This is a genomic window from Lacticaseibacillus boliensis, from assembly GCF_054784775.1.
On record NZ_BAAIHN010000024.1, the window covers coordinates 1 to 20,698 of the forward strand.

General features: G+C 52.6%; 12 protein-coding genes. 10 read left to right on the top strand and 2 right to left on the bottom strand.

Annotated elements, in window-relative coordinates; translation table 11 throughout:
* Nucleotides 1-458: 458 nt before the first annotated feature.
* Nucleotides 459-2,666 carry a helix-turn-helix transcriptional regulator gene (locus ACYVRB_RS10030; RefSeq protein WP_461215166.1) on the bottom strand — a complete coding sequence of 736 codons (2,208 nt, stop codon included), beginning with the start codon at nucleotides 2,664-2,666 and terminating at the stop codon, nucleotides 459-461.
* Between the two features lie 295 nt (nucleotides 2,667-2,961).
* Here ACYVRB_RS10030 and ACYVRB_RS10035 point away from each other — a divergent pair, with 295 nt between their 5' ends.
* The 8 genes from ACYVRB_RS10035 (at nucleotide 2,962) to asnB (ending at nucleotide 15,288) form a co-directional block, all read left to right on the top strand.
* The gene (locus ACYVRB_RS10035) at nucleotides 2,962-4,326 is read left to right on the top strand and encodes an ABC transporter substrate-binding protein (protein ID WP_461215167.1); all 1,365 of its coding nucleotides are present in this window, start codon (nucleotides 2,962-2,964) and stop codon (nucleotides 4,324-4,326) included.
* A 179-nt stretch (nucleotides 4,327-4,505) separates the two neighbouring features.
* Nucleotides 4,506-5,342 carry a carbohydrate ABC transporter permease gene (locus ACYVRB_RS10040; protein WP_461215203.1) on the top strand — a complete coding sequence of 279 codons (837 nt, stop codon included), beginning with the start codon at nucleotides 4,506-4,508 and terminating at the stop codon, nucleotides 5,340-5,342.
* A 13-nt stretch (nucleotides 5,343-5,355) separates the two neighbouring features.
* Complete coding sequence (locus tag ACYVRB_RS10045) at nucleotides 5,356-6,180, top strand: carbohydrate ABC transporter permease (protein WP_461215168.1); 825 nt, start codon at nucleotides 5,356-5,358, stop codon at nucleotides 6,178-6,180.
* Between the two features lie 11 nt (nucleotides 6,181-6,191).
* Nucleotides 6,192-9,314, top strand: a complete 3,123-nt coding sequence (locus ACYVRB_RS10050; protein ID WP_461215169.1) for an alpha-mannosidase — start codon at nucleotides 6,192-6,194, stop codon at nucleotides 9,312-9,314.
* Nucleotides 9,314-10,186, top strand: coding sequence for an ROK family protein (locus ACYVRB_RS10055; protein ID WP_461215170.1), 873 nt, complete (start codon nucleotides 9,314-9,316; stop codon nucleotides 10,184-10,186). The genes ACYVRB_RS10050 and ACYVRB_RS10055 overlap by 1 nt, the downstream gene beginning before the upstream one ends.
* 160 nt (nucleotides 10,187-10,346) lie before the next feature.
* Nucleotides 10,347-12,230 (top strand): glycoside hydrolase family 2 TIM barrel-domain containing protein, encoded by a 1,884-nt coding sequence (locus ACYVRB_RS10060; protein WP_461215171.1) that lies wholly within the window; start codon nucleotides 10,347-10,349, stop codon nucleotides 12,228-12,230.
* Nucleotides 12,205-13,164, top strand: a complete 960-nt coding sequence (locus ACYVRB_RS10065; protein WP_461215172.1) for a beta-galactosidase small subunit — start codon at nucleotides 12,205-12,207, stop codon at nucleotides 13,162-13,164. The genes ACYVRB_RS10060 and ACYVRB_RS10065 overlap by 26 nt, the downstream gene beginning before the upstream one ends.
* A 165-nt stretch (nucleotides 13,165-13,329) precedes the next feature.
* Complete coding sequence (gene asnB / locus ACYVRB_RS10070) at nucleotides 13,330-15,288, top strand: asparagine synthase (glutamine-hydrolyzing) (protein ID WP_461215173.1); 1,959 nt, start codon at nucleotides 13,330-13,332, stop codon at nucleotides 15,286-15,288.
* Nucleotides 15,289-15,623: 335 nt separating this feature from the next.
* On the opposite strand, the gene ACYVRB_RS10075 is transcribed toward asnB, so the two are convergent.
* On the bottom strand, nucleotides 15,624-15,794 hold the full coding sequence (locus tag ACYVRB_RS10075) for a hypothetical protein (protein WP_461215174.1): 171 nt from the start codon (nucleotides 15,792-15,794) through the stop codon (nucleotides 15,624-15,626).
* A gap of 205 nt (nucleotides 15,795-15,999) precedes the next feature.
* On the opposite strand from ACYVRB_RS10075, the gene nrdD reads away from it, so the two are divergent.
* On the top strand, nucleotides 16,000-18,186 hold the full coding sequence (gene nrdD / locus ACYVRB_RS10080) for an anaerobic ribonucleoside-triphosphate reductase (protein WP_461215175.1): 2,187 nt from the start codon (nucleotides 16,000-16,002) through the stop codon (nucleotides 18,184-18,186).
* A 170-nt stretch (nucleotides 18,187-18,356) separates the two neighbouring features.
* Nucleotides 18,357-20,693, top strand: coding sequence for an FAD-dependent oxidoreductase (locus ACYVRB_RS10085; RefSeq protein ID WP_461215176.1), 2,337 nt, complete (start codon nucleotides 18,357-18,359; stop codon nucleotides 20,691-20,693).
* The last annotated feature ends 5 nt before the right edge of the window (nucleotides 20,694-20,698 follow it).

Genomic DNA, 20,698 nt, shown 5'->3' on the forward strand with positions numbered 1-20,698 from the left:
ATGGGTGTACGGACTCATAGTCGAGTTCTCCTTGTAGTTGGTCTTGTGGTGATTCCATTTTACAAGGACTCAGGCTATGAGTCTTTTCTATTTGACTAATTTGTTGCACTTGAATTGTAAATCCGTCACCCTAAAAAGCGCACCCGCCGGGGATGCGCCTTTATTGTTCTAATATCCAAGTAACGAACGTGCGCCAGCCATTACTAAATTCGCGCCCGTATATCAATAAATGAAAAACCTATCACGTAGCGCGTCATAGGTTGTTTGGTGCATACCCTTTGGCCGCTTTGGAAAGTACCACCACTGGAGCGTTCACGGGCTCGAACCCATACGGATCCAGAAGCTAACAATGACCTGGTGTGAATGAAGCTTGAAAAAGCTCATTGGCGCCGCGTCTCTTTATTTTGTACACAACCACCCCACCGGCCATTTGGTCGATGGGGTGTTTTAGTTATGGATCATTCACCAGCTTGATTGCCCGCACGTCTGAACTTGCCAGGGGTCTGGCCGGTGGCGTTTTTGAAGACGCGAATGAAGGTGTTGACGTTCTTGTAGCCAACTTGTTCGGCAATGTCAGAAACCTTCTGGTCGCTTTCCATTAACAGGGATTTTGCTTGCCGGATACGCAGCTGGATCAGATAGTCTTTGAACGAGATCCCAAGGTGTTCTTTGATCAAACGGCTGGTGTGTGATTCTGACAGGTGGTAGTGATCAGCAATTTCGGATAATGCTAGATCGCTTGTGTAGCGGCGACTGATGTAGTCGATAATGTGTTCGACTAGGGAGCGGTCATTTTTGCTGTGCTGTTTGATTTTGATGAAAGCTTGTTGAAAAAGTTCAGTCAGTGCTTCTTGAATGCGGGCAGGCGTGGTTTCGAGATTCAGCCGTGTGAAGGTCGCTTGGTTTTCGTCGATAAAATCTGCGACTGAGATGCTGGCACTATCAAGCGTCCGTTTTAATGTATTGAGAAAGACAAACTTGATATTCGTCAGGATCGCCAGCGTTGGGTCGTCGACGGCCAAGTTTTTGGTCAGCGCATCGGTAAGCAGTTGGCTGGCCTTGTCAAAATTACGCCGGGTCACCTCGCCGATCAAGGCGGCTTCGGTTTCGATTGTGTAGTTGCTTGTGATCATCACGAGGTTGGCGGCAGACGTCTGGTGGGCTTGCGGGGTAGCGGTGGCTAGACTATACGCGTCTGCGAATCGCTGTGGGATCTGGTAAAGCGTTTTAAAAGGCACAGAGATCAAGCTGTGAACTTGGGTCTCAAGGCGCGCAGAGAGCTTGTCGGTGACGTCTTGAACCGTTTGGATGAAGGCTTTGGTCGCGTTCAGGCCGCCTTCGCTGATGATGGCATAGTGGTTGACATCGATATCGAACAAGTAATGGATCGGCGTCGGCCAGGTGTCACGGATGCTTTGCTTACGCGAATCTTTACGCTCGTTGATGCCTAGCGGTTCTTCGCTCACCGCGATTTGATGGAAGCTGATGATCGCGATGACGCCACCGTCTTGTAATTCGGTGAGTGATAAGATGTCAGCAAAACGCGTGATGTCTTTTTGCGAGTAACTGTTCAAAAGAAGGTTCTTCAAGAAGAGCGATTTGAGATCGTTGGTGACATCGTGTTGCATCTGTACATATTGATAATTGCTTTCGACCAAGTCGTGGATCTTTTCGAGCAAGATCTCAGCGTTTTGGGGGCGCACGTTGGAGTCGATCTGTTCCACTTCGTCGATGATCTTGGCGTATGGGCGAAAACTGCGGCGACTCAAGATAATGACTAGCAAGCCACCGACGAGTAGCAGCAAACAGAAGTAAGCCACAAGAGTTTGTACGAGGTTGGTGGGAATGCGTGAAAGGGCGCGATTGCTGATCTTATATGTAAATAATACCGTGGGGATGACCGTCGACTGCCGGATGAAGACTTGGTTGCTGTTTTGCTGGCGCTGTATGACCACTGAACTTTTCTCAGGATGAGTCGTCAGTGTTGCCATGATCTTTTTGGCGCCTGGCAGTTGCTTGGCGCTGTGAGCATCGAGCGTGTCCACCAACGTTAGCTGGCCTTTGTTGTTGTATATCTTTAAAGGCGATAGATTGGCTTTGGACCAGGTCAGCAAAAAAACGACCGGTCGCGAAGCGCCAGAGATTGTGGCAGAGCGGAGCAATAGGACATACTGGGCGTTTTCGACGACCCGAATGCCGGAATCTGGAGGGTCAGTGAAGAAGGATCTGACTTGGGCGTTGAGGTTTGCAATCTGCATGTAGTCGAGGTACGAGTGAAATTTGTAGTAGCCAGAAGAACTGATGATCTGTCCGTTATAGCGACGGGCAACGCCAATGGTATAGTCGGAGCTATAGTTAGTGTAGTCAGGATTGGCGATGATATCGTCGTAAACCGCGGCATAAGTATGAAAATTATTAGGCTGGTTGAGTGCTAAGCGCTGGATACTCGGCTTATTCCCCAACGTCAAAACGGCGTCATTACCTGTAGAAAGCTGTTGATCGATGATGGTGGCTTCTTGTTGGAGATTGGATTTGATTTGATTGATCGTATCGGTTCGCTGCTTAATATAGGTGCTTCTGACAACGGAAACGGTGATGATCAGGGTATAGAAACTGGCGACGATTAAGAAGGAAAGCAATATTTTTAGATATATCCGATTTTGCATATTTCGTCCTCCTTTGATAGCGCTTTAATTGTCGCACAAAAAGTTGCTAACGGCCATATCGACGAAATATTCAATTATTGCTAAAATACGCAATCGATTCAAAAACGCGAAATATTGGCGAAATTATCGAAAATTAGAAATTGATTGCGCTTTCATGTGGCCGTATGTTGATGATGTTCTATTTCAACAACCACGTGCCTGAATCAATACATATTAGGGGGGATCGGGTGACACGATTGAAGACCGCTGTGATTTTGGATCATTAAGGTTAGTTTTTCGCTAAGGAGGAAGCATGATGAAGATCGGCAAATGGATCGCACTTTCGACTGCCGCGTTGAGTATCACCTTGCTGGCTGCTTGTGGCAATAGTTCTAGCAAGGATTCATCTGGCAAAACAACAGTCAAAGTTGCGTGGCGCTACACTGGTAAATCAGATCCGACGCCTCGGGTGTATACCAAGACCTGGATCAAATCGTTTGAAAAAAAGCATCCCAACATCAAGATCAAGTTGGAGCCAATCAACGCCAGCGAAAGTGATTACTATTCCAAATCTGATTTAGCTATGAAGTCGGCGGACACGACGCCAGACATTGTGGCCGAGGATACCTTTATTTTGGCGGCCGATGCTAAAGCCGGATATCTGTCTGATTTAAGTAACAAAGTGACCAAGTGGCATGATTGGGATCAATATCTGACCTCAATGAAGAAAGGGACACAAGGTTCTGACGGCAAGCAATATGCCGTACCAGGCACGACTGATTCTCGGGGGCTGTGGTATGACAAAGCGCTGATGAAGAAGGCCGGCTATTCGGCAGACTGGACACCGAAGAATTGGGATGACATTTTAACCGCTGCCAAGAAAATCAAACAAGTCGCGCCGGATTCGATTCCATTCACGATGAGTGCGTCGACGACCAACGGCGAATCGGTTTCGATGCAGACCTTTGAAATGTTGCTATACGGCACAGGGGAAACCTTGTACAACGAAAAGACAGACAAGTGGAACGTGAACTCCGCGGGCATCAAAGACAGTTTGAGCTTCGTTAATACGGTCTTCAACAAAGACAAGACCGGTCCGAGTCTGTCAGTGGCAATGAACAGCAATTATGGCTCCACGATTTTCCAAGACAAGATTCCGAAGGGCCAAGTTGGTATTGCAATGGATGGTGTCTGGGATGCTGCCAACTGGACGGCTGATGGGGCTGCGCCGATCTCCAATCTGACCAGCAAGATCGGCTATACTTTGATGCCAACGCAAAAAACGACGAAGCAAGGCTTTGTCACGATGTCTGGTGGCTGGGCATGGTCGATCCCGGCTAAGTCTAAGCATCAAAAAGCTGCATGGACGGTTTTGAAGGCCATGAACACCGAGAAGTTGGCAGTTAAGCGGGCGGTTCAAGAAGGTAACCTGACGCCAAGAAAAGATGCGGCTAAGGATCCTGAATACCTGAAGAAGCCATACATCGACACAGCGACGAAGGCATTGGCCAACGCATACTTCCGCCCAAAGAGTGATCTGTATCCTAAGGTTTCTGTGTTGATCCAAAAGGCAGTTGAAGATGTTGCTTCCGGTCAGCAAACGCCAACGCAAGCCGCAGCTAAGTATGCGACTGACGTCAAAGGAATCGTTGGTGCTAAGCATACTGAGACGCAAGATTAGTCTAAGTTGAACAAAGCGTTCTTACTTGCGGTTTGGCGGATTAGCATAATCTGATCAAGCCGCATTTGTGATTATGGAGGTGAGTCTATATGGATGCGACAAATTCCCTCTCCCCGAAGCAACAACCCAACGATAATCGGGTGAAACAAAAATCTAGAAGGCGCCTGTCCTTTTGGCTGATGGCACCAAGCATCGTGTTGCTGCTGGTATTTTTCATCACGCCAATGGTGTTGACCATTGTCTTTTCGTTCACCAACATGTCGTTGACCGGGGCTAGTGCGAGTGCTTTACAGTTTATTGGTTTCCAGAATTTTGCGACGATGTTCAAAGACCCGCAATTGGCGAAGTCGGTATGGAAAACCATCATCTTCGTCATTTTCTCAGCGGTGATCGGGCAGTGTTTCTTCGGTTTCTTGGTGGCCTTCATGATGCGCGGGAAGAACCGTACCTTCCGGCGGATCGTCGGGTTGGTCATCATTGCGGCATGGGTGACACCTGAAGTCGTTGTTGGGTTTTGCTGGGTCTCTTTCCTTGGTGACAACGGGACGTTGAACATGATCGCGCATAACTTGTTGGGGATGAAGCCGATCGCTTGGCTGTACACGTTTCCGATGGTCAGCGTTGTGATCGCCAATATCTGGCGGGGCACGGCATTTTCAATGATGGTCTTCCAAACTGCGTTGGATGACATTCCCCAAGAAGTTGAAGAAGCAGCCTACATGGATGGTGCTTCACGGTGGCAGGTAGTCACACACATCACGATTCCAATGGTGCGTGGGACGATCGCAACCAACGTGATGCTGGTCACCCTGCAAACGCTGGGCGTGTTCACACTGATCTACACCATGACCGGTGGCGGTCCATCAGACGCCACTTCGACCTTGCCGGTGTTTATGTACAAGCAAGCGTTTGTCAGCTATCAGCTCGGTTATGGCACGGCGATCTCGTTAGTCCTGCTGTTGATCGGCGCAATTGCAAGTCTGTTGTATATGAAAGTTCTGAAGGTCAAACTCTAAGGAGGCAATCGCTATGATGCGTGAAAATAAGGGGATCAGGATACTCCAATACGCTATTCTTGCCGTGATTGCCCTCCTGTTCTTATTACCGTTATTATGGATGCTTTTTTCGTCATTTGACGCGCAGGCCATTCAGGCGATTCAATGGCCGAAAAAGCCGACGCTGGGCAATTTCGGGGCGATATTGTCTGATCCGGCAATCATGCGTTCATTTGGGATCGGGCTGTTAGTGTCTGGGTTCCAGGCGGTGTTTGTTGTGGTGATTTCGGTGCTAGCGGCTTATCCGCTTTCTCGTTATCCGCTACCGTGGAAGCGGCCGTTTTTGCTGACGATCCTGTTTCTGACGTCGCTACCGATGACGGCGGTGATGGTGCCGGTTTATCAGATGTTCTTATTCTTGAAGCTTCAGAATTCCTTGGTGGCAACGACGATCTTCATGATTTCGTCGAGTCTACCGTATGGGATCTGGATGATGAAAAACTTCATGGATTCAGTGCCGACTGAACTTGAAGAAGCCGCCTGGATCGATGGTTCTTCCGTTTGGGGCGGGGTGCGCAAAGTCGTGATGCCGCTGATGATGCCTGGGATCTTCACGATCGCGATCTACACGTTCACCGGGTCCTGGGGAAATTTCTTTGTGCCGTTTATTTTGATCACGGCACCTGAAAAAATGCCTGCTTCAGTCACCATCTTCCAGTTCTTCGGTAATCATGGTATGGTTAATTACGGCCAATTGGCAGCGTTTTCTTTACTCTACACGATTCCGGTCGTGGTACTGTATATTTTCGCCCAGCGCTATATGTCTAAAGGCTTCAGCTTCGGTGGGGCTGTGAAGTAGGAGGTGTGGATATGGTAGAGAATCAAAAGCAGTTCTTGCGTAAAATGAATCAGCAGCTCGAGTACTTACATGGTTATTATTATCGCGATTTCACGTCGGTGTCGGACTTGACGATCAGCGAAGACACACGTGCGGATAAGCGTCAGATCCCAACCGACGCGACCTGGTCGCCGATCGCCATCGGGGCCCAATGGGAAGGGCGCGACCGCTATTATTGGTTGCACTTCGGGGTGGAAGTGCCAGCATTGGCGGCAGATGAGCATTATGTGTTACACATGAATCTTGGTCGCACCGGCGATGGCAATAATTCAAAATACGAAGGCTTGATGTTCGTCAACGGCGTGCCGCGCCAGGCGGTCGACAGCAACCACGAAGATGCCTATTTTGACGCGACGGTCGCCAACCAGCACCTGGATGTGTACATCAAGATGTGGACCGGGCTTGAAGGCGGCGGACCGCACAAGATTCAACATTATGTGTTGCGCGCTTTATGCGGCGGGGTGATCAACCAGGCCGTCGTGGATTGCTATGATTATCTGAGCAATATCGTCGGGGTCGTGGCGGAGATGAGCGCCGACGAGCCGTTGCGCTATCGCTATGCGACGCTGTTGAAGCAAAGCTTCAAACAGTTCGTCTGGGCGCAACTGGACGCTGAGTCGATCACCGCGGTTTGCCACAACGTGCTTGCCCAGATCCAGGCGTTCATCGCCGCGCATCAAGGCGAGAAGAAAGCTTATCAGGTCACCGCCGTTGGGCACACGCACATCGACGTTGCGTGGCTGTGGCGGTTGCAGCACACCAGGGAGAAGGTCGCGCGTTCGTTTTCGACCGTGTTAGAGCTGATGAAAGAATATCCCGAGTATGTGTTCTTTCAAAGTACACCACAAGACTACGCGTTCTTGGAGGAAGATTATCCGGAGCTGTTCAAGCAGATCCAAGCGCGCGTTGCCGAAGGCCGCTGGGAGGCCAATGGTGGCACGTGGTTGGAACCAGACACGAACCTGCCGAGCGGGGAATCGCTGACGCGGCAGTTCTTGTACGGTGGTGAATTCTTCAAGACCCACTACAATGCGCGCCAAAACGTCTTGTGGCTGCCTGATGTCTTTGGTTATTCGGCCGCGATGCCGCAGATCATGCACGGCTTTGGTGTGGACAACTTCATGACCACCAAGATCAGCTGGAACGATACGAATCGGATGCCGCATGACACCTTCTATTGGCAAGGGATCGATGGCACCAAGGTATTGACGCATTTCATCACGACACTAGAAACTGGCACAGACTTTGGCGACCGGACCGCTTGGCGGTACACCTATAACGGTGAGATCTTGCCTAAGACAGTGCTGGGCAGCTACCATGTTTATGCAGACAAGGCCATCAATGATGACTTGCTCTTGGCTTATGGTTTTGGTGATGGCGGCGGCGGCCCGACCCGCGAAGAAATCAAAAACATCAAGATCTTGAACCAACTACCAGGCGTCCCGACGGTGGTGCCTGGGCGAGTGGATGCTTATTTTGATCGCTTGAACAAGCGCCTGCAAGAGACGCCAGAGCCGGTGGCAACGTGGCGCGGTGAGCTGTACCTGGAATATCATCGCGGCACCTACACGTCGCAGGCAAAGATCAAAAATTGGAACCGCCGCGCCGAGTTTGCCTTGCGCGACTTGGAATTGCGGTATGCAACAGCGGCGGTGCAACAGCAGGTGGCGTACCCGACCGCTGAGATCAAACAACTGTGGCACATCTTGCTGCGCAACCAGTTCCATGATATCTTGCCAGGGTCGGCGATTCACGAGGTCTACGAAGATGCGGCCAAAGAATTTCACCAGATCTTCACCGGCATCAAGCAGTTGCATGAAAAACTCGATGCCCAGCTGCTGACCGCAGATGCGAACGCGGTGACGTTGACCAACACGCTTCCTTGGGCGCGGCAACAGTTGGTGCCATTGGCTGCCGCTGAAGAAGAGGCGTTCACTGTGATTTCGGCGCCTGTTGATACCGCACTGGTTGAAGTGGCGGTGCCGGCGTTGAGCAGCGTCACCTTAGCCGCGGACGCGTTGCCTAAGACCATCGGCGCCCCGTTAAGTTCGGTGAGCGATGGTGAGATCCAGACACCGTTATACCTATTGCAATATGCTGAAGATGGTCACTTGACCAGATTGTATGACCGGCGGCTCAAACGTGATCTGCTCGATGATCAAGGCGGCAACGTCTTGACTGTGTACGAAGACCGGCCGCTTGATTTCAACAACTGGAACATTGACGCAGATTATCCGGATAAGGCGACGGTGCTACAGGCATCAACGATCGCAGTCACCGCCAACACCGCCACGCATACCGATTTGACGATCACCTATGATTATGGCGCGTCGCAGTTGACGCAAACGATCCGCTTGTATGCAGCTACACCGCGGATCGACTTTATCACGACTGGTGATTGGCAGCAGCCGCAAGAGTTGCTGCGCACGGCGTTCAACTCGACGATCATGGCAGACAGCGCCCAGTATGACATTCAATATGGTAACGTCGCGCGTCCGACCAACGACAATACCAGCTGGGATGAAGCCAAGTTTGAAACCGTCGGCCATAAGTGGGCCGATTTATCGGAGCAAGATTATGGTTTGGCGTTGTTGAATGATTGTAAATACGGGTATCGAATCAAAGATCGGCAACTTTCTTTGACACTGATCAAAGCTGGTATTGATCCGGATACCACCGCTGACATCGGGACACATCGCTTCACGTATAGTTTGTTGCCACATGCTGGTGATTTCAGAACCGGACACGTGGAACAGATCGCGACTGAACTGAACCAGCCGCTACGAGTCACCACCGGCAAGCGCGGCGATCAGCTAAAGCCGCTGGTCGACTTTGATCAGCAACAAGTCGCGCTAGACGCGGTGAAGATCAGCGAAGACGGGAAGTTCTTGATCATTCGCGTGCACGAGTTTGAAGGCCGCAACCAGCCAATGACGCTGAAGTTGACCTTTGCGGCCACGGCTGCTTACCGGGGACGGTTGAATGAAACCATTGCCGACGAAACGAACCTGTTGGCAGACGGCCAGATCCATCTGCACATGCGGCCTTATGAAATTGTCACATTATGTATTCCTTATCAAGGAGGCGTTGATTAATGACTCAACGGTATGGTTCGATCGAAGCAGGCGGCACCAAGTTTGTGTTGGCAGTCGGGACCGCGGATTTTGAGATCCTCGACAAAAAGCAGATTCCCACCACGACGCCCGAAGAGACGCTGGCGGCTTGTGTGGCCTATTTTGAAGCCCATCCGGTGGCGGCACTCGGCGTCGGGTCGTTTGGTCCGATCGATATCGACCGTGCGTCAGACACTTACGGGCAGATCCTCCAAACCCCCAAGGCCGGCTGGGCCGGGACCGACGTTGTCGGGTATCTCCAAAAGCAACTCGAAATCCCTGTGGCGTTTACCACAGATGTGAATGCGTCGGCTTACGGGGAATATATCGCCGGCGCCGGCAAAGACGTGCAGTCGCTGGTTTACTTCACGATAGGCACCGGGATCGGTGGCGGGGCCATTCAAAACGGCCACTTCATCGGCGGTACCGGGCACGCGGAGATGGGGCACACGCTGATCGTGCCGCGTCCGGAAGATCACTATCAAGGCACCTGCCCGTTCCACCACAACCGGTGTGTGGAAGGCATGGCCGCCGGACCGTCGATCCAAGGGCGGACCGGCATCCCGGGTGAAAAGGTACCGCGGACCGCACCGGTGTTTGATTTTATCAGCGATTATGTTGCCCAGCTGTTATACAACACATACTTGGAGCTACGCCCGGCCAAAATGGTCCTGGGTGGCTCCGTGTTGAGTGAAGCTGAGCTGCCTAAGGTCCGCCATTATTTTGACACGAATAATCAAGGCTATGTGGTCACACCGGCGTTAGAAGACCTGATCGTGTTGACGCAGATGCCAGATAATTCGTCGGCAACCGTTGGGGATTTTGCCTTGGCCAAACAAGCGCTAACTGATTGAGTTAAACCACTGAGCCGTCACTGCTGAAGCCCGTTGCCTGGGTTTGGCGGTGGCGGCTTTGTTGTTTCAAAAATTGTAATAGTGATACCGTTTCGCTTAACTTGCTGTTAGCGCATTATGCTATGGTTAAGCTAATCCAATGATGAATGGAGGGATGCACATGATTCCTGAGATGGCATGGCTAGATGATCCGGAGGTTTTTCGCGTCAATCAGCTACCCGCGCACAGCGACCATCATTACTACCGTGATAGCCAAGAAGCAGCAATGCGGCAAAGCAGCTTTACCAAGCGGCTGAACGGAACCTGGGCGTTTCAATATGCGGATCGTCCGCAGAAACGGCCGGTAGCATTTTATCAACCGACGTTTGATGCTTCAGATTTTGATATGATCCAAGTGCCACAACATATCGAACTGGCTAATTACGCGCAGATCCAATATGTGAATACACAATATCCATGGGATGGCCATCACTACCGGCGGCCCGCTTATGCGTTGCAACAAGGATTACAGCCGGGCTGTTTTTCCGAGGCCGCGGATAATGCGGTCGGCAGTTATCGCAAAACGTTCACGCTCCCTGATGCCTGGCGCGGGCTGGCCGTCCACATTCAGTTTGCCGGCGTCGAGCGGGCGATGTATGTGTGGTTGAACGGGCACTTCGTTGGCTACGCTGAAGACAGCTTCACGCCTTCTGAATTTGACCTGACGCCTTATCTGCAAGCCGGCGAAAACCTACTGGCCGTCGCCGTTTTTCGCCACAGTACCGCCAGTTTTTTGGAAGATCAAGACTTCTTCCGCTTCTTTGGGATCTTCAGAGACGTCACGTTGCTGGCCGAGCCCGCCGCCCATGTCCAAGACTTGCACCTGCAGCCGACGCTGAACGAAGATCTAACCACCGGTTCCCTGGCCTGTACCGCCCGTCTGAATTTGCCGCAGGCCCCGGTGCAAGCCCAGGTGGTGGTGCGCGATGCCGATGCTGAGGTGTTAGCGTCGACGACCGTCCCTGCCACTGCACAGCTGGTCGTGCCCACCATGACATTGACACAGTTGCACCCGTGGTCGCATGACCAGCCTTATTTGTATACGGTTGAGGTGACCCTGATCGATGCGGCCGGTCAGGTGATCGAAGTGGTGCCTTATCAGATCGGTTTCCGCCGATTGCAGGTGGTCGATAAAGAAGTGCGGTTGAACAATCAGCGCTTGATCCTCACCGGCGTCAATCGTCACGAGTGGTCTGCGGATTCTGGCCGCGTGATCGGTCTGGCCGAGATGCAAGCGGATATCGCGACGTTCAAGCGGAACCACATCAACGCGGTGCGGACGTGTCATTATCCGGACCAATTGCCGTGGTATCGCCTTTGCGATCAAAACGGCATCTACATGATGGCAGAGGTCAACTTGGAAACCCATGGTACCTGGCAGAAAATGGGTGAGGTTGAGCCGTCATATAACGTGCCCGGCAGTTTGCCGCAGTGGCGCGCGGCGGTGTTGGATCGCGCCAAGACCAACTATGAGACCTTCAAAAACCATCCCGCCATTTTGTTCTGGTCGTTGGGCAACGAGTCGTATGCAGGCGCTGATATTGCTGCGATGAACGCGTATTACAAGCGCGTCGATCCCAGCCGGCTGGTGCATTATGAAGGCGTCGTCCACAACCGTGCTTATGAAGCGCAGATCTCAGACGTCGAAAGTCGCATGTACGCGACGCCGCAAGCGGTGGCCAGCTATCTCAAAGAAGGCACCAAGCCGTTTTTGCTTTGCGAGTACATGCACGACATGGGCAATTCGCTTGGCGGCATGCAAGATTACATGGCGCTGTTGGCGAAGTATCCGAACTTTGTCGGCGGCTTCATCTGGGACTTCATCGATCAGGCATTGTGGGTCGATGACCCAGTGTCTGGGCAGCGCGCCTTGAGATACGGTGGGGACTTTGATGATCGGCCTTCCGACTACGCCTTTTCCGCAGACGGGTTGATGTTTGCAGATCGGACCCCGAAGCCGGCAATGCAGGAGGTGGCTTATGAATACAGTCGATTCACCAAGTAAATTGACCTTAGCGTTTGGGGATTACGGCATGGGCGTCACCGGCGGCAACCACGCGTACTTGTTCAGTTACGACAAACAAGGGCTGGAGTCGTTGCGCGTTGACGGCAAGGAGTGGCTGTACCGCGTGCCTAGGCCGATCTTCTGGCGGGCCACGACCGAAAACGACCGCGGCGCGGGTTTTCCCCAAAAAGTCACGCCTTGGTATGGCGCCAGCCAGTTTGTCACGGGCCAAGCCTTAACGATGGCTGTCGACGGTCAACAGCAAGCTGTGCCCCTGGGGACAGCCGCCAATCGTTACGGCGGCGACGTTGCCGCAGACACGTTTGCAATCACCTATCGCTACACGCTACCGCTGGTACCAGCGGCGTATTGCGACGTGACTTACACGGTCGACGCTGAGGCGAGCTTGACTGTCAGTGTGGTTTATCCCGGGTTTGCCGGTTTGCCAGAGCTGCCGGTGTTTGGGTTGCAGATCATCATGCCGACACCAGCAAGTGAATTCGTCTACACCGGCCTGTCTGGCGAGACTTATCCCGATCGGCTCAACGGTGGGGTGCCGGGGACTTATCGGGTTTCAGGGTTGCCGGTGACGCCGTATCTGGTGCCGCAAGATTGTGGCGTCCACATGCAGACGACTGCGGTGACGATCACGCGGGCGCGAACGCTCAACAACGCCGACCAGACGGCTTCTCCGTTCAGCCTCCGAGTGACCGCGGGCAAAGTACCGTTTGCCTTCAGTTGCCTGCCATACACGGCATTTGAATTAGAAAACGCGACGCATCAAGACGAACTCCCGCCGCGACGGCGCACGGTCTTGACGGTGATGGGGGCGGTGCGTGGGGTTGGCGGCATCGATAGCTGGGGAAGCGACGTCACGGCGCCTTACCATATCGATAGTGCGACACCACACCAGTTCAGCTTCACATTGGCCTAGACAATTAAAAGACCGCTTCCATTTGGAGGCGGTCTTTATATTATAGAAAGACTTTGCAAAGGCTGGGCGCTGGTGCTTGACAGGAACCAAACTTTTCCTTAATCTGAGAACAGTTTGTGGCGTCAGATCGGCGTCTTTGCAATAGCTGGAGGAGGAAACGCGTACATGTGTGGAATTATTGCGTTCAATGACCCGACGGTGCTTGATAAGGAAGCGACCATCGAAGCGATGATGGAAATGATCCGTCATCGCGGGCCGAACATCGAAGGCGGCGGTCATTATATCAATGACGAAGCCGCGTTGGGCTTTTGCCGCTTGAGCATCATCGATCTTGGTGGCGGTGGGCAACCGATTTACAACGAAGATGGCACCATCGTCATCACCTTCAACGGGGAGATCTATAACTTCCAGAGCCTGCGAGAAGAGCTGATCGCGGCCGGCCACGTCTTCAAGACCAAAGCCGACACCGAAGTCTTGTTGCACGGTTATGAAGAATGGGGCATGGCCGGCACGCTCAACCGGGTGCGGGGGATGTTTGCTTACCTGATTTATGATGAAAATAAAAAGGCGCTTTTTGGTGCCCGCGACTTCTTTGGTATCAAGCCGTTGTATTACTACCAAAACGGTGAGACCTTCATCGTCGGTAGCGAGATCAAGGCGTTCTTGAAGCATCCGCACTTCAAGAAAGAACTGAACAAAAAGGCCCTGAAGCCATACTTAATGAACCAGTACAACGATCTTGATGAAACCTTCTTCAAGAATGTCTACCGCTTCCCGGCAGGGCATTGGTTCGAGTATAAAGACCAGAAGATGTCGATGCACGAATATTGGGATGCCAAATACGATCTCAACAAAGACCGCACTGAAGACGAGACCATCGATGCCATCGACAAAGAAGTCGTTGACTCCATCAAGATGCACAACGTTGCTGATGTGCCAGTCGGTAGCTTCTTATCCGAAGGGGTCGACTCCAGCTATGTGACCACGGTGTTGAAGCCGCATGAAGTCTTCTCGGTCAACTTCGATAACGGTCCGTTCGACGAAGCCAGCGTTGCGCGCGGACTCGCTGAAGAAAACGGCCTGAACTTCAATGTTGAAACTGTCGATGGCGATGAGGCCTTCAACGATTTTCCTGAGATGCAATACCACATGGACGAACCAGACGCCAACCCGTCGGTCATTCCGTTGTGGTATCTCTGCCGCCTAGCCCGCAAGAAGGTCACCGTTGCGCTGTCCGGGGAAGGCGCTGACGAGCTGTTTGGCGGTTACGTCAACTACGGCATGCACACCAAAAAGCAAGTGATCCGCGTTTTTGCCAATGAATTGCATAAGCTTCCTCGCGGGGTACGGTATTCACTGGGCCGCGGCATCAAGCATCTGCCGGCCTTCCCAGGCAAAGTCCATCTGTACACCTGGACGGCCAAGCCGTCTGAGTACTATGTCGGCGAAGCGTTCATCTATGACCCAGCCCAACCGACGATTTTCACCAGCAATCAGGCCAACAACCTCTTGCAGGCTGATTATCAAAACGACTTGACCGTCAACGGCATCTATCAGAAGGACTTTGCCAAGGTCGAGTCCGCAGAAGAACTCAAGCAGATGCAATATATCGATCTGCACCACTTCATGCTCAACGACATCTTGCAAAAAGCCGACAAGATCTCTATGGCCCATTCACTGGAACTGCGGGTGCCGTTCCTTGATCGCAAGGTGGCGGAGCTGGCCAACACGATCCCAAGCCACATGTTGTTGAACCCGAACGGCTCCAAGTGGGTCTTCCGCAAGGCTGCGGAAAAGCACTTGCCGGCAGATTTTGCCAACCGCCCGAAGCTTGGCTTCCCGGTACCTGTAAAGACGTGGCTGCGCGAGGCGAAGTATTGCGACCGCGTGCGTGCCTTGTTTGAAGAAGACTGGGTGCCAGAGCTGTTCGATCAAAAGAAGATCTTGAAGCTTTTGCAAGACAACTTCGATGGTAAGACTGATGGCCGGCGCCAGATCTGGGTGCTGTACACGTTCTTGCTGTGGTACAAGATGTACTTCATCGAATGGGACAAGACCGTCGAGAAGTACGGCCATGTCCAACCAGACGTGGCCAAGTTGATGGCCAGCGGCAAGTTGGTCTAACCTCAATCTTCAATCGCAATCAAAAAGCGACGAGTCGATTTCAATTCGACTCGTCGCTTTTAATTCCGGCAGCGTAAGTGTGGTTAGGTTGGCGGTTGGGATAGTGGTATGGGTCCGGACGGGGTGCGCTGCGACAGGAGATGGCTGGAACGGTGCGAGGCGCTCAGAAGCTAACTCGGCTCCGCCGAGTGGATCTTCTTCGACGCCTTTGTTGTAAGCGGCAAGCCGCTAACAACAACGCCGCGCCTGAGCCATCTCCTGTCTCCGCACACCCCGCACCCGACAGTTTACTGGTCTACCCAACGCAAAATGCTTACGCTGCCCGACAGTAACAGTTAGCGTTTGGCGATGAAGTTGCGATAGGCCCAGTAAACGGCGGCGATGATCAGGACGAGTAAGACGAGTTTGACGATCAGGGAAATCAGGCCGGCGACTAGTGGCAACAAGATCAAGGCGATGATGACAATGACGATCCAGGTGAGGATTTGTTTCGATTGTGTCTTCATGTGAAAGACTCCTTTTTAAGTGGCTGTGTTAAGTCTATCGTATAACAGGCTGAGCAATGGAAGAATCAGGCTTTAGTATGAAATGATAGGAATGAACATGTTATACCATATCTAGAATGAAAAACAGCGTTTCGAGCTTTTTCATACAACATATAGCCCGCGGCGTGGTATGATAGATACATCATCTCGTAGGAGGAGTTATTTCATGATCGACATCAAAGTCAAAATCAACATCAAAAAGCGCGACGGGCGTATCGTCGACTTCGACCAAAGTAAAATTACGCGAGCCATCACTAAAGCGGCGGTGTCTGTAGACAATCCGCTGTCGCCGGCGGACTATCGCGACATCGAAGCCATTTCTGACGACGCGGTCGCCACGATTTGCGATCGCTTCGACAAGGATGTCCGCATCGCGGAGGTGCAAAGCGTCGTCGAAGAGGCTATTTTGAATGCGCACAAGTATGATTGGGGCAAGGCATACACCGATTATCGCATGCAGCGCGATATCGAGCGCGCTAAGAAAGCCGACGTCAATTATAACATCCAGAAGCTGATCGATCGCGACTCGACTGTCGTTCATGAAAATGCGAACAAAGATTCGCGTGTCTTTTCGACACAACGTGATCTGACTGCCGGCGCCGTTGCCAAGGCGATGGGCCTGCAGATGTTGCCACCAGCTGTGGCCAATGCGCACATGCGCGGCGACATTCACTGGCATGACCTCGATTACACGCCGTTTATGGCCGAAACTAACTGTTGTTTGATCGACTTCAAGGAGATGCTCAACCACGGCTTCGTGATTGGGAACGCTGAAGTGGAACCGGCCAATTCGATTCAAGTTGCCGTTACGCAGATGACTCAGATCATCGCCAACGTAGCTTCAAGCCAGTATGGCGGCTGCTCAAGCGACCGGACCGACGAAGTGCTGGCACCATTTGCTGAGAAGAACTATCAGAAGCATTTGGTCGAAGCCGCTGAGTTGACCGACGATCCCGCCAAGAAAGATACCTACGCGAAGCGCCGGACCAAAAAGGATATCTTAGACGCCTTACAGACGCTGGAATACCAAGTCAACACGCTTTATTCGACCCAAGGCCAGACGCCTTTTGTCACCGTTGGCTTCGGTTTGGGCACCAACTGGATCGAACGCGAAATTCAAAAAGACATCTTGAAGATCCGTATCGGCGGCCTCGGCAAAGAGCGGCGCACCGCAATCTTCCCAAAGCTGGTGTTTACGCTTAAGCGCGGGTTGAACCTCAACGAAGGCGATCCGAACTACGACATCAAGGAACTGGCTGTCGAATGTGCAACCAAGCGGATGTATCCTGACGTCTTGTCTTATGACAAGATCGTTGAACTCACCGGCTCGTTCAAGGCGCCGATGGGTTGCCGCAGCTTTTTGCAAGGTTGGAAGAATCCTGAAACCGGCAAAGAAGTCAACTCTGGGCGCATGAACCTTGGGGTAATCACCTTGAACCTGCCGCGGATCGCGATGGAGTCCAAAGGTGATAAGGACAAGTTCTGGAAGCTTTTGGAAGCACGGTTGGATATCTGCAAGACCGGTTTGGTTTACAAAGTTGAGCGCGCCAAGGAAGCAACGCCGGAGTCTGCGCCGATCCTGTATAAGTACGGTGCCTTTGGCAAACGCCTGGCAGACGATCAAAAAGTCGACGAAGTGTTCAAGAATTCGCGTGCGACGGTCAGCCTGGGCTATATCGGTTTGTATGAAGTTGGGACTGTCTTCTATGGTTCTGCGTGGGAAAAGAACCCTGAAGCCAAGCAGTTCACCATCGATGTGGTCAAGGACCTGTACGACCACTGTGTTGACTGGGAGAAGGAATATGGTTATCACTTCTCGGTATACTCCACGCCTTCTGAATCCTTGACCGACACGTTTGCCCGTGCTGATAAGAAGCGTTTCGGTGTGGTGAAGGATATCACTGACAAGGATTACTACACGAACTCCTTCCATTACGATGTCCGCAAGCAGCCGACGCCGTTTGAGAAACTGGACTTCGAAAAAGACTATCCGAAGTATTGTTCCGGTGGTTTCATCCATTATTGTGAGTACCCGAACTTGAAGCAGAATCCGAAGGCCCTGGAAGCAGTCTGGGACTATGGGTACGATCGGGTCGGTTATCTTGGGACCAATACCCCAATCGACCAGTGCTTCGAGTGCGGCTTCAAAGGCGAGTTTAAGGCTACCGAAAAGGGTTATGAATGCCCGCAGTGTGGTAATCACGATCCTGAGACTTGCGACGTGGTTAAGCGGCTTTGCGGCTACCTTGGCAACCCAAACAAGCGGCCGATGGTTCATGGTCGTCAAGAAGAGATCATTCACCGTAAGAAACACATGAGCCTGGGTAACGATAACTTGGCAGGCCAGGCCTAAGAAGTTTTATTGAGCGCCGGTGTGGCACGACCCCAAACAGGGTTGCGCCACACCGGTGTTTTTGTGTGCGGTATGCCAAAATAGGCATGGCGTTTGCTCACTTGTGTAATGATTAACAACTTGGTGAAAGCGTTACACTGAACATAGACGAACATGGAGGAGGGATATTTATGACACTTGTCGCCTTGGTTGGCGAACGTGGCTCAGCAGCATATCCGCTGAAGCTGCTTACTGATATTCAAAAACATCATCCTGAACTCGCCATCGTGTCGGTGGCAGATTGGCCGGCGGCGACCGGAGCACCCACAGAAGCGATCGTTGCGGCGCGACAACAGGTGCAAGCAGCAACTGGTGTGGTGATCGCGGTGTCGGAATATCAGCCGGCGGCCGTGGTTGCTTTGACCAATGCGTTGGCTTGGTTGACCGGTGAGAAACCACTGTTGGCGGCCAAGCCGGTCGTGGTGATGACGACCAGTTTCGCCACATTAGGCAGTACGCACGCGCAGGAGGCGTTATGCCAAGTTCTCGATCGCCATGGCATCAAAGCAGAGGTGGTGGCGACCGTTGCCTTGACGGCTTGTCAGAAATTATTTACAGCCGATGGCCGGCTGACAGACGACGCGGCTTTGCACCAGGTGGCCAACGCCTTGAAACAGTTAAATCAACGAATCGAAGAAACGGAGGACAATCAAGTGACTCAACCACAGATTGCTTGGGATGCGACTTATGACGTGATCGTTATCGGGTTTGGTGGTGCCGGGGCCACAGCCGCGCGTTTTGCGGCTGATCATGGGGCCAAGGTGCTATTGGTCGATTCGGCACCGGAAGGTCATGAAGGGGGGAATACCCGTTACGCGGGCCAGATCGTCGGTAGCGCCAGTGACTTCGACCAGATGAAGGCCTATTACCAGCGGTTGCAATATCCGCTGGCACTAGACGAAGAGATGGTCGATACCTATGTCGATGGCATGGTCAAGATGAGCGATTATTTCAAACAGTATCTTGGCGTTGAGAAGCCTTTTTCCGTGCGGCGAGATTGGCATCATGACAAGCCCAACCTGGCTGAGATGTTGCCGGAGTATCCGGAGTATGCTGGCGGCCAAAGCTATGATGTCTTGCTGGTGCACGATGGCACGTTTGATTCCGCCTTTTGGAAAACGTTGCGGCAACAAGTCGTCGCCAGAAGTTCCCAGATCGATGTGTGGTTCAGCTCCCCGGCCCGCCACTTGTTGCAAGATCCGCAAACGAAAACAATCATTGGTGCGCAGATCGAGCGGGAGAATGTCGTGCAAAACATCCAGGCCAAAAACGGCGTGGTGCTGGCGACCGGCGGTTTTGAAAACAATAAACAGATGATTCAAGATTATCTTGGGGCTGAATCCTTGCAACCGTTGGGATCGGTGTACAACAAAGGTGCCGGTGTGTTGATGGCCCAAGAAGTTGGGGCTGATCTTTGGCATATGCACAATTACGAGTCACTGGGATTGACTGTGCGCGAGCCTGAAGGCCAGCGCGGCAAGATTTTGTTTGGCTGGACGGCGATGGCCTCCGGGGCGGCGTTTGCCATCGGGGATGACGGCACGCGGTACATGAACGAGTGCGAGGCCAACCGGCATGGGCATCTGTATGATCACGGCACCTGGCGGATTCCGGCAAACAACGTGCATCCTTACCTGGTCACTGACGCGGCCAAGCACGATGCCTTGATCGCGGAGAATCCGGAATGGACGGCCAAGTTTAAGAAGGCGCCGACGTTGGCTGATCTTGCGGCAATCATTGGGGTGCCTGCGACCAAGCTGACCCAGACGCGAGAGCGTTTTGACCGCTTTGCCCAGGCCGGTGAAGACCCGGCCTTTGACCGTGATCCGGCGACGATGACGGCGTTGGGTGATGGCCCGTATTACGCGTTGCCGTTGCGTCAAAGCATGCTCAATACCCAAGGCGGGCCGCGGCGCAACGTCCGCTGCGAAGTCTTGGATCCAACAGGAACCCCAATCCCGCATCTGTATTCTGCAGGGGAACTCGGTGGGATCTCAGCCAATCAGTATCAGGGTGGCAACAATTTGGCGGAGTGCCTGATCTTTGGCAAGATTGCCGGCATGAACGCTGCACGCGTCAAGGATTTCCCGTCGACGACCAGCACCGCCAAATCGGCCACCGATGCCGTCAGCGGCGCGAGCCAACAACCGATGCATTCTGACTTAAAACCGGAACCGGCCACCTATCCAACCGGTGAGCACCAATACATCGGGCGGTCGACTGCGGGAATGGGCAACGAGATCGTCGTGCGCGTCACCTATGCAGAGCACAAGCTTGAAGACGTTGAAGTCTTGCAGCAAAATGAGTCTGGTGACTTTGGCCTGAAGGCGATCAAACAGCTACCGGCGAAGATGGTTGCCGCCAACTCGACTGATGTCGATGCGGTATCAGGCGCCAGCGTGTCTAGCAACGCGCTCAAAGAAGCCGTGGCTTCAGCAATTGCCAAGGCCGAAGCCACAGAACAATAGGCAAC

Excerpts from the sequence above, each read along its gene's own strand:
- ACYVRB_RS10030 (WP_461215166.1), bottom strand. The coding sequence starts at position 2,666 with ATGCAAAATCGGATATATCTAAAAATATTGCTTTCCTTCTTAATCGTC.
- ACYVRB_RS10035 (WP_461215167.1), top strand. The coding sequence starts at position 2,962 with ATGAAGATCGGCAAATGGATCGCACTTTCGACTGCCGCGTTGAGTATC.
- ACYVRB_RS10040 (WP_461215203.1), top strand. The coding sequence starts at position 4,506 with ATGGCACCAAGCATCGTGTTGCTGCTGGTATTTTTCATCACGCCAATG.
- ACYVRB_RS10045 (WP_461215168.1), top strand. The coding sequence starts at position 5,356 with ATGATGCGTGAAAATAAGGGGATCAGGATACTCCAATACGCTATTCTT.
- ACYVRB_RS10050 (WP_461215169.1), top strand. The coding sequence starts at position 6,192 with ATGGTAGAGAATCAAAAGCAGTTCTTGCGTAAAATGAATCAGCAGCTC.
- ACYVRB_RS10055 (WP_461215170.1), top strand. The coding sequence starts at position 9,314 with ATGACTCAACGGTATGGTTCGATCGAAGCAGGCGGCACCAAGTTTGTG.
- ACYVRB_RS10060 (WP_461215171.1), top strand. The coding sequence starts at position 10,347 with ATGATTCCTGAGATGGCATGGCTAGATGATCCGGAGGTTTTTCGCGTC.
- ACYVRB_RS10065 (WP_461215172.1), top strand. The coding sequence starts at position 12,205 with ATGAATACAGTCGATTCACCAAGTAAATTGACCTTAGCGTTTGGGGAT.
- asnB (WP_461215173.1), top strand. The coding sequence starts at position 13,330 with ATGTGTGGAATTATTGCGTTCAATGACCCGACGGTGCTTGATAAGGAA.
- ACYVRB_RS10075 (WP_461215174.1), bottom strand. The coding sequence starts at position 15,794 with ATGAAGACACAATCGAAACAAATCCTCACCTGGATCGTCATTGTCATC.
- nrdD (WP_461215175.1), top strand. The coding sequence starts at position 16,000 with ATGATCGACATCAAAGTCAAAATCAACATCAAAAAGCGCGACGGGCGT.
- ACYVRB_RS10085 (WP_461215176.1), top strand. The coding sequence starts at position 18,357 with ATGACACTTGTCGCCTTGGTTGGCGAACGTGGCTCAGCAGCATATCCG.